Source organism: Massilia sp. BKSP1R2A-1, assembly GCF_050586525.1.
Lineage (GTDB): Bacteria > Pseudomonadota > Gammaproteobacteria > Burkholderiales > Burkholderiaceae_D > Telluria.
In genome coordinates, this window is record NZ_JBOBRE010000023.1 from 39,244 (window position 1) to 46,512 (window position 7,269).

The 7,269-nt window shown below is 65.2% G+C and carries 4 protein-coding genes; 2 read left to right on the forward strand and 2 right to left on the reverse strand.

From position 1 onward, the window contains the following. Positions 1-69: 69 nt before the first annotated feature. A complete protein-coding gene (locus ACQ7JA_RS24450) occupies positions 70-2,418 on the reverse strand; it encodes a TonB-dependent receptor (protein ID WP_430902300.1) in 2,349 nt (782 codons plus the stop codon). Between the two features lie 243 nt (positions 2,419-2,661). Here ACQ7JA_RS24450 and ACQ7JA_RS24455 point away from each other — a divergent pair, with 243 nt between their 5' ends. Together ACQ7JA_RS24455 and ACQ7JA_RS24460 are read left to right on the forward strand one after the other, a co-directional pair. Next, a complete protein-coding gene (locus ACQ7JA_RS24455) occupies positions 2,662-3,915 on the forward strand; it encodes a DUF2863 family protein (protein ID WP_430902301.1) in 1,254 nt (417 codons plus the stop codon). 196 nt (positions 3,916-4,111) lie between these two features. Next, positions 4,112-4,843, forward strand: coding sequence for a prolyl oligopeptidase family serine peptidase (locus ACQ7JA_RS24460; protein ID WP_430902302.1), 732 nt, complete (start codon positions 4,112-4,114; stop codon positions 4,841-4,843). Between the two features lie 29 nt (positions 4,844-4,872). Here ACQ7JA_RS24460 and ACQ7JA_RS24465 read toward each other — a convergent pair whose 3' ends face one another. Then, positions 4,873-7,128: a catecholate siderophore receptor Fiu gene (locus tag ACQ7JA_RS24465; RefSeq protein ID WP_430902303.1), complete on the reverse strand. Its 2,256-nt coding sequence runs from the start codon at positions 7,126-7,128 to the stop codon at positions 4,873-4,875. Between the last annotated feature and the right edge of the window lie 141 nt (positions 7,129-7,269).

Consider the following 7,269-nt stretch of genomic DNA (forward strand, 5'->3'; position numbering starts at 1 on the left):
GAAAAAAGCCCCCCTGAGGATATCAGGAGGGCGAAGTCCGGTTGCCCGGCGGGGGTGGTACCCGGTTACTCAGAACTTGAGGTTGGCCATCAGGCTGGCCGAACGGCCCGCGCCCACGCCGGCATAGTGCGGCGAGGAGACGCGGTCGAAGTAGAACTTGTCCGTCAGGTTCTGGATGTTCAGCTGGAACGAAACACTCTGGTTCAGGGTGTAGCTCGCCATCGCATCGAAGCGGGTGTAGGCAGGCGAGTACTTGTTGTTGTTCACGTTGGCGAACTGGCGATCCACGTAGTTGGCGCCGGCGCCAAAGGTGAAGGCCTTGTTCACCGCATAGGTCGTCCACAGCGAGGCGCTGTGCTTCGGCGTGGTCGGGAAGGCGTTGCCGTTGAACGGCGACGGCGTCCAGCGCGGCGCTGCGGTGGTGCCGGTGTTCACGAAGCCGTTGTCGGCGATGATGCCGTCCAGCCAGGTGTAGCCGCCGAACACGGTCCAGGCATTGGTCAGCTTGCCCGACACGCCGAATTCGACGCCCTTGAGCTCCTTGCGGCCCACGTTTTGGGTAGCACCGTCAGGCGCGGTGACGCGGGCATTGTCCATGTCGCTCTTGAAGATGGCGGCGCTCAGGGACAGGCGGCCACCCGGCAGGACTTCCCACTTGGTGCCCAGTTCCACGTTGCGGCTCTTCTGCGGCTGCAGGTTCTGGATCTGCACCGTGAGCGCATCCAGGCCGTCGCCGCCGTCGTTGCCCGGCGGGGTGGCCGAGGTCGCCCACGACAGGTAGATGCTGCCGTTCGCCTTCGGCTTGTACACGAGGCCGGCCTGGTAGGTGTCGAACATCGATTCGACGCGGGCGCGGGTCGCGCCGGCCGTCGCGGTGGCCGGGGTGAACAGCGTGCTCGAGAAGTCGTCCCAGCGCGCGCCCAGGTTCACCAGCCATTGCGGGCTGAGTTCGATGGTGTCGAAGCCGTAGACGGCGCGGGTGCGGGTCTCGACCGTGGTCAGGGTCGGCGACTCGGTGCGGGTGTAGAGCCACGGGTCATACGGGTTCGGGTTGACCAGGGTGGTGCAGTTGTACAGCGTCGCCGCGCCCGCGGTCGGGCAGGTCGAGGTGCCGGTCAGCGGGTTGTTGGTGCCTGGAGTGAAGACGAAGCTGCCGCGGTTGGTGTCTTCGCGCGAGAACTCGACGCCGACGTTGAAGCTGTGCTTGATGCCGGCGGTGAGGAGTTCGCCGTTCAGGCTGGTCGCATTGGCCAGGGTCCTGGTGTCCACCACGCGGGTGTTGGCGCGGCGCCAGACGGTGCCGTAGCGGACGGTGTTGCCCTTCGAGTCGTCCGGCTGGGTGTAGATGTAGTCCTGGCCGGTCTTGCCCCAGCGGGTGACGTTGCGCACCGCCAGGCTCGGGCTGAATTCATGGCGCAGGTCGACCGTGGCGACGTCGGTCTGGGTGTCGCGGAAGTCGCGGTTCTTCAGGCCGTAGAAGGCTTCGCGGTCCACGGTGAAGGGGGTGCCGCCGCCGTTCTTGGCCACGTCGGCGCCGCTGGTGACCGGGTTGTTGAACGGGATGCCGGTGTCCGGGATCTCGCTGCTCTTCATGTGGTAGTAGCTCAGGATCGCGCGGGTCGGGCCGTTCAGGCCGAAGGTGACCGTCGGTGCGATGCCCCAGCGTTCGCCGCCGACGACGTCGCGGCCGGCGGTGTCGGCGTTGTGGACCATCGTGTTCAGGCGGAAGGCGGTGCCCTCGCCGATCACGCGGTTGATATCGGTGGTCACGCGGGCATACTTGTCGGTGCCCAGGCCCACGGTGGCGTTGCTGAAGTTGGTGTCCCTGGCCGTCTTGGTGACGATGTTGATGCCGCCGCCGGCCGAGGAACGGCCGCCCAGCGCCGAGTTCGGGCCCTTCACCACTTCGACCTGCTCGATCGCGAAAATCTCGCGCGACTGTGAGCCGGAATCGCGGATGCCGTCGATATAGGTGTCGGTCTGGGCGTTGTAGCCGCGGATGAAGAGGTTGTCGCCCACCGGGTTGCCGCCTTCGGAGGCGCCGATGGTGATGCCCGGGACGGTGCGCAGCGCGTCGGTCAGCGACACGGCGCCGGTCTGCGAGATGGTTTCGGAGGTGACGACGGTGACCGATTTCGGGGTATCCAGCAGGGGCGCGGTGAACTTGTCGGAGCTCGACCTGGCCGGACCCTGGATGGCGCGGTCGCCATTGCCGTTGGCGTTGACGTGCACCTGCGGCAGCTTGCTGCCCTCCTGCATTGCGGGCGCTTCATCGGCCACGCCGCCGGCGTAGGCCAGCGGCATCGCCAGCGTGGCCAGCACGGCGATCGCCGGTGCGGACAGGGTCGAAGCGGAAGGACGTGCGTGTTTCCTGCTCTTGATGAAGGTGCTGCCAGCTTGCGAGTTCGACTTGGTCATTTTCTTCTTAATTGGGGTACGGCCGGGCCTGCCAGTCATACAGGATAGTGATTGATAAGTTTAATGAGAACGATTCGCATTATGGTTTCTATTTAGGTTTTTTGCAAGCGCACATGCCCGCTTCCCGCTCGAAAGCCGAAGGCTTGTGTTCATGGCATGTGGCCGAATCAACTACAATACCGGGGACCAGGGTTTATCATGCCCTTGCGATGTCCACCTTCGAATAAGAGAAACCACAGCGCCATGCGTCGTCCTTCCAAAGATTCATCCCCTAAACTCTCCGTCGAAAGCCAGCGTCTCGTCAGCCTTGCGCAAGCCATCATGCAAGCCGCCAGCCGGGTCGAGGAACGGACCTGGGAGCGCCAGCTGGACACGCAACTGCAGAAGCTGCTCAAGACCAACCACCAGGACAGCATCGACGCCGCCCTGAACGCCCTGTTCAAGGACGACCTCGCTTCCTACGACGTGTTGATGGACGCCGTCGAGGCGGTCAGCGAGTCGGCCACCATGGTGGAACAGCAGGACGGCAGCGACGTCACCTGGCAGGCCCTGCTGGTGGCTGCGCCCGTGCTCGCCTGGACCCGCTTCAACATCGCCTCGGGCAATATCCCGGCAGAGATGCTGTCGACCCTGCAGGCCCACTTCTCGGCCCACCTGCTGGCCGAGGGCACGCGCATCGCCATGGCGCCGACCCTGTATTCGATCGACCAGCTGCCGCGCACCCATGCCGAGACCTACGCGCTCACCCACAAGCTGGCGGCAAGCGCGCACAAGGGCGGCACGGTCAAGCCCGCCGCGCGCGGCGAGGAAACCGCGCCCTTCCTGGCCGACACCCGCTACCTGCTGGTGGCCATCGTCGCGCCGCAGGGCGCCCCGATGTTCCGCTGGCAGGAGCCGCAGCACCACATCCAGTTCGCCGAAGAACGCAACCGCGCGCTGGAACAGTGGCGCGCCCAGGGCACGGCGAACATCGCGCGCCTGCTGCCGGGCTGCGGCGTCGAGCTGCTGCTGCCGGAAGCGTATTACGTGGCCTGCCGCGAAGCCGACAAGCTGATCCGCCCGATCTCGATCCGCGCCGCCGTCCACTACCTCACCCACACCCTGGGCGTGGAGCCCTCGGACCTGCGCGCCGTCATCGCCGGCTTCGGCGAAGAGTCGGCCGACATCCAGATCGACGAATACCGCGTCTCCTTCACGATGCGCCAGGACAGCGACGTCATGTACGGCATCGTGTGGCCGCTCTACGGCCAGGAAGACGAGAACGGCACGCCGATGGAAGGCCCTTACGCCATCGGCCCGGCCCCGCTGACCCCGATCAACGAGATCGTCGCCCACCTGAACGAAGCCGGCATCGCCCACATCAAGCGCATCAGCGAACGCTACGTCGCCGAATACTGCGACGACTGCGGCGCCCCGCTGTTCGCCGACCCGACGGGCGAGCTGGTGCACGCCGAAATGCCGGAAGACGCACCAACCGGCACCGAGCACTTCCACTGAACCGTAGGCGTGGTCCAGTCCAGTGGACTGGACCACGCTTCGCCGTGCGCGCGTTCAAATACACGGTGCATTGACCCGCATCGTCCGATTTCACGCCGCTTGAACGCGCGGTCGGCGAAGCCGACCACCCTGCGAATGTCCCGCGCTCCGTGCTAGAGTTAATGCATCTCATCAACTCTTTTCGGAGTCGTCCCAGATGCCCCGCGTCCTGACCCGTCTCGCCATCGCCGCCCTCGCCCTGTGCACGGCCGGCGCCGCCCTCGCCGCCACCTCTTCCTCCACCGCCCGCTCGCCGCAGGTCGCACGCAGCACCAGCATCAAGGGCAAGATCAATTACCTCACCTTCCTGCCGAAGAATTATTCGCCGCGTGGCGACAAGGTTCCGCTGATTGTCTTCCTGCACGGCTCGGGCGAACGCGGCGCCGACCTGGAGAAGGTCAAGACCTGGGGCCCGCCGGCGATCGTCGAGAAGGACCCGGACTTCCCCTTCATGGTGGTCTCGCCCCAGGTGCCCGAGGGCGAATGGTGGGACAGCTACCAGCTGAAGGTGATGCTGGACGATATCCTCAAGCGCTACAACGTCGACCCGAAGCGCGTCTACCTCACCGGCATCAGCATGGGCGGCTACGGCGCCTGGGACTTCGCGGCCCGCTACCCGGATTACTTCGCCGCGGTCGCCCCCATCTGCGGCGGCGGCATCCCGCGCCTGGCGACCCGCCTCAAGAACGTGCCGGTATGGGTCTTCCACGGCCTGAAGGACGATGCGGTGCCGGAATCGGAATCGGCGCGCATGGTGGACGCGCTCAAGGCGCAGGGAGGGAATGTGAAGTACACGATGCTGCCGGAAGCCGGGCACGTGCAGGCATGGGTGCATGCCTACAACGAGGCCGGCCTGTTCGAGTGGTTCCAGCAGCAGAGCAAGCAATGAAAAACGCCGGCGCGAAGCCGGCGTCGTGATCAGAAGCGGAAGTTCGCCGTCAGGCTGGCCGAACGCGCCGCGCCCGGGGTGTAGCGGTAGCCGCTCTTGTTGATGCTGGCCACGTACTCTTCATCCGCGATGTTGTACACGTTCAGGCGCAGGTCCAGGTTCGGGCTGATGCGATAGGACGCCATCGCATCGAAGACCCAGTAGGACTCGGTGTACTTCGGCGTGCCGACCGCGCCGTCGGTGCCGCGCTTGAGCTCGTCGCTGAAGCGGGCGCCGCCGCCGATCTTGAAGCTTGGCGTCACGTCATACGAGGTCCACAGGGTGAACGAGGACTTCGGCGTGTAGGTCAGGCTGTTGCCGCCGTCCGCAGTGATCATGCGTCCCGCTTCGATGCTGGTGTCCATGTACAGGTAGCCCGCGCTCACCAGCCAGTTGGTCGACAGCGCGCCGGTCATACCCAGCTCGACGCCCTGCACGCGCTTGTGGCCGGTCTGGTACCACTGCAGGTCCACCGGATCCTGCTCGACCTCGTTCTTCACGTCGGTGCGGAACAGGGCCGCCGACAGGGCCAGCTTCTGGCGCAGCAGGTCGAGCTTGCCGCCCAGTTCGTAGGTGCGGGTTGCCTGCGGATCGTAGGCCGGGTTCTGGGCGCTGCTGGCGCTGCCGGAGACCGTGAAGGCCGCGCCGGGCGGCTGCTTCGAGCTGGCGACCATGCCGTAGACGCTGCTGTTGGCGGTCGGCTTGTACAGGAGCGAGGCCTTGCCGTTGACGAGGGTCTTGCCGACGTTGAAACGGGTCGGGACCAGCACGTTGTTGGTCAGGGCCACCGCATTGTAGGTACCGCGGAAACGGTCCACCCGCACGCCGCCGTTGAAGATCCACTTCTCGCCGAACTTCATGGTGTCGAACACGAACAAGCTCTGGGTGTCGACGTCGCCTTCGTTGTGGGCGCCGGTACGGGCCAGGGTCAGGCCGGTGACCGGATCGGCCGGGTTCGGACGGTACAGGTTGGCGGCCGGCAGCGTGCCCAGGCCGGTGCGGCCATAGGTCACCTGGGTCTCGTTGACGAATTCCAGGCCGCTCACCAGGGTGTGCGCCACGTCGCCCGTCGTGAAATCGGTGGTCAGCGTGGTCTGGTTGGTCAGGATCTTGTTCTCGGCGTCCTTGACGGTGCGGGTGCTGCGCGCCACGGTCCAGGTCGAGGGATCGCCGACCACCGGGGTCTTGAAGTTGGCGGTGCTGGCCAGCCAGGCGGTCAGGAGGTAGTCCTGCTTGGTGCGGCCATAGCGGCTGACGTTGGACAGGCGCATGTTCGGCGCGAACTCGTGCTCGACGCGGATGGTGGCCATGTTCGCCTTGACCTTGTCGAAGTCGCTGTTCGAGCCGTAGAAATTGTTCGGGTCGACAGGCGCGGCGCTGCTCAGGAAGGGGCGGGTCGGGTCCGGGCTGGCATAGCCCGGCAGGCCGATGGTCGGCACGCCGCCGTCAGGCACATTGTCCTGGTCCACATGCAGGTAGTCCAGGTAGACGCGGGTCGCGCCGTTCAGGCCGAATCCCAGGCTCGGGGCCACGGCCCAGCGCTTGTTGTTGACCACCTCGCGGCCCGGCGCATCCGAATCCTGGGCCATCGCGTTCAGGCGCAGCGCGATGCCGCGCTCGGCGTTCAGGACCGTGTTGACGTCGGCGGTGGCGCGCTTCTGCGAGTCGGTGCCGCCCAGGATGGAGCCCGATTTACCGGCCGTGAGGTTGGCCTTCTTGCTGACCAGGTTGATCGAACCGGTCGGCGAACCGCGGCCGGTATCGGTGCCCGCCGGGCCCTTCAGGACGTCGATCTGCTCCAGGTTGAAGGTGTCGCGCGAGATCGAACCGATGTCGCGTGCGCCGTCCACGAAAATGCTGCCCGAGGTGTCGAAGCCGCGCATGAAGATCGCGTCGCCGGTGTTGGTGTTGCCGTTCTCTCCCAGGAAGAAGGCGCCCACGCCCGGGGTGTTGCGCAGCGCTTCAGTCAGGGTCACGGCACCCTGCTGCTCGAACAGTTCCTTCTTGATGACCTGCACGGTCTGCGCGGTGTCGAGCAGCTTCTCGGTGTACTTGGCGGAGGATGCGTGCTCGGCCTTGAATGGGTTTTCGGTCTTGCCGACGATTTCGACCTTCGACGAAGGCTTCATGTCCGGCGCCGCGTTGTCCGCGTCGGCCGCGTGGGCGGCCAGCGGCAGCAGGACGGCCGCCAGGGCTGCGCCCATCACGTGGGGTTGCGGGTGTTTGCGGCTTTTTATTGTTTTCATGTCTTGCAGTTCCTTAGCGATCAGAGAGTGGAGGTTCAAGAAAGAAAATTATTGTAAAGAAAATATTCGCATATGTAAACAAGAATCATTCTTATTCGCGTTAACATTATCAATGACCGGAACCCTGCCCCAAAGAAGAAA

What these genes read in the sequence shown, in the direction of transcription:
- ACQ7JA_RS24450 (WP_430902300.1), bottom strand. Translation starts at nt 2,418, where the DNA reads ATGACCAAGTCGAACTCGCAAGCTGGCAGCACCTTCATCAAGAGCAGG.
- ACQ7JA_RS24455 (WP_430902301.1), top strand. Translation starts at nt 2,662, where the DNA reads ATGCGTCGTCCTTCCAAAGATTCATCCCCTAAACTCTCCGTCGAAAGC.
- ACQ7JA_RS24460 (WP_430902302.1), top strand. Translation starts at nt 4,112, where the DNA reads ATGCCCCGCGTCCTGACCCGTCTCGCCATCGCCGCCCTCGCCCTGTGC.
- ACQ7JA_RS24465 (WP_430902303.1), bottom strand. Translation starts at nt 7,128, where the DNA reads ATGAAAACAATAAAAAGCCGCAAACACCCGCAACCCCACGTGATGGGC.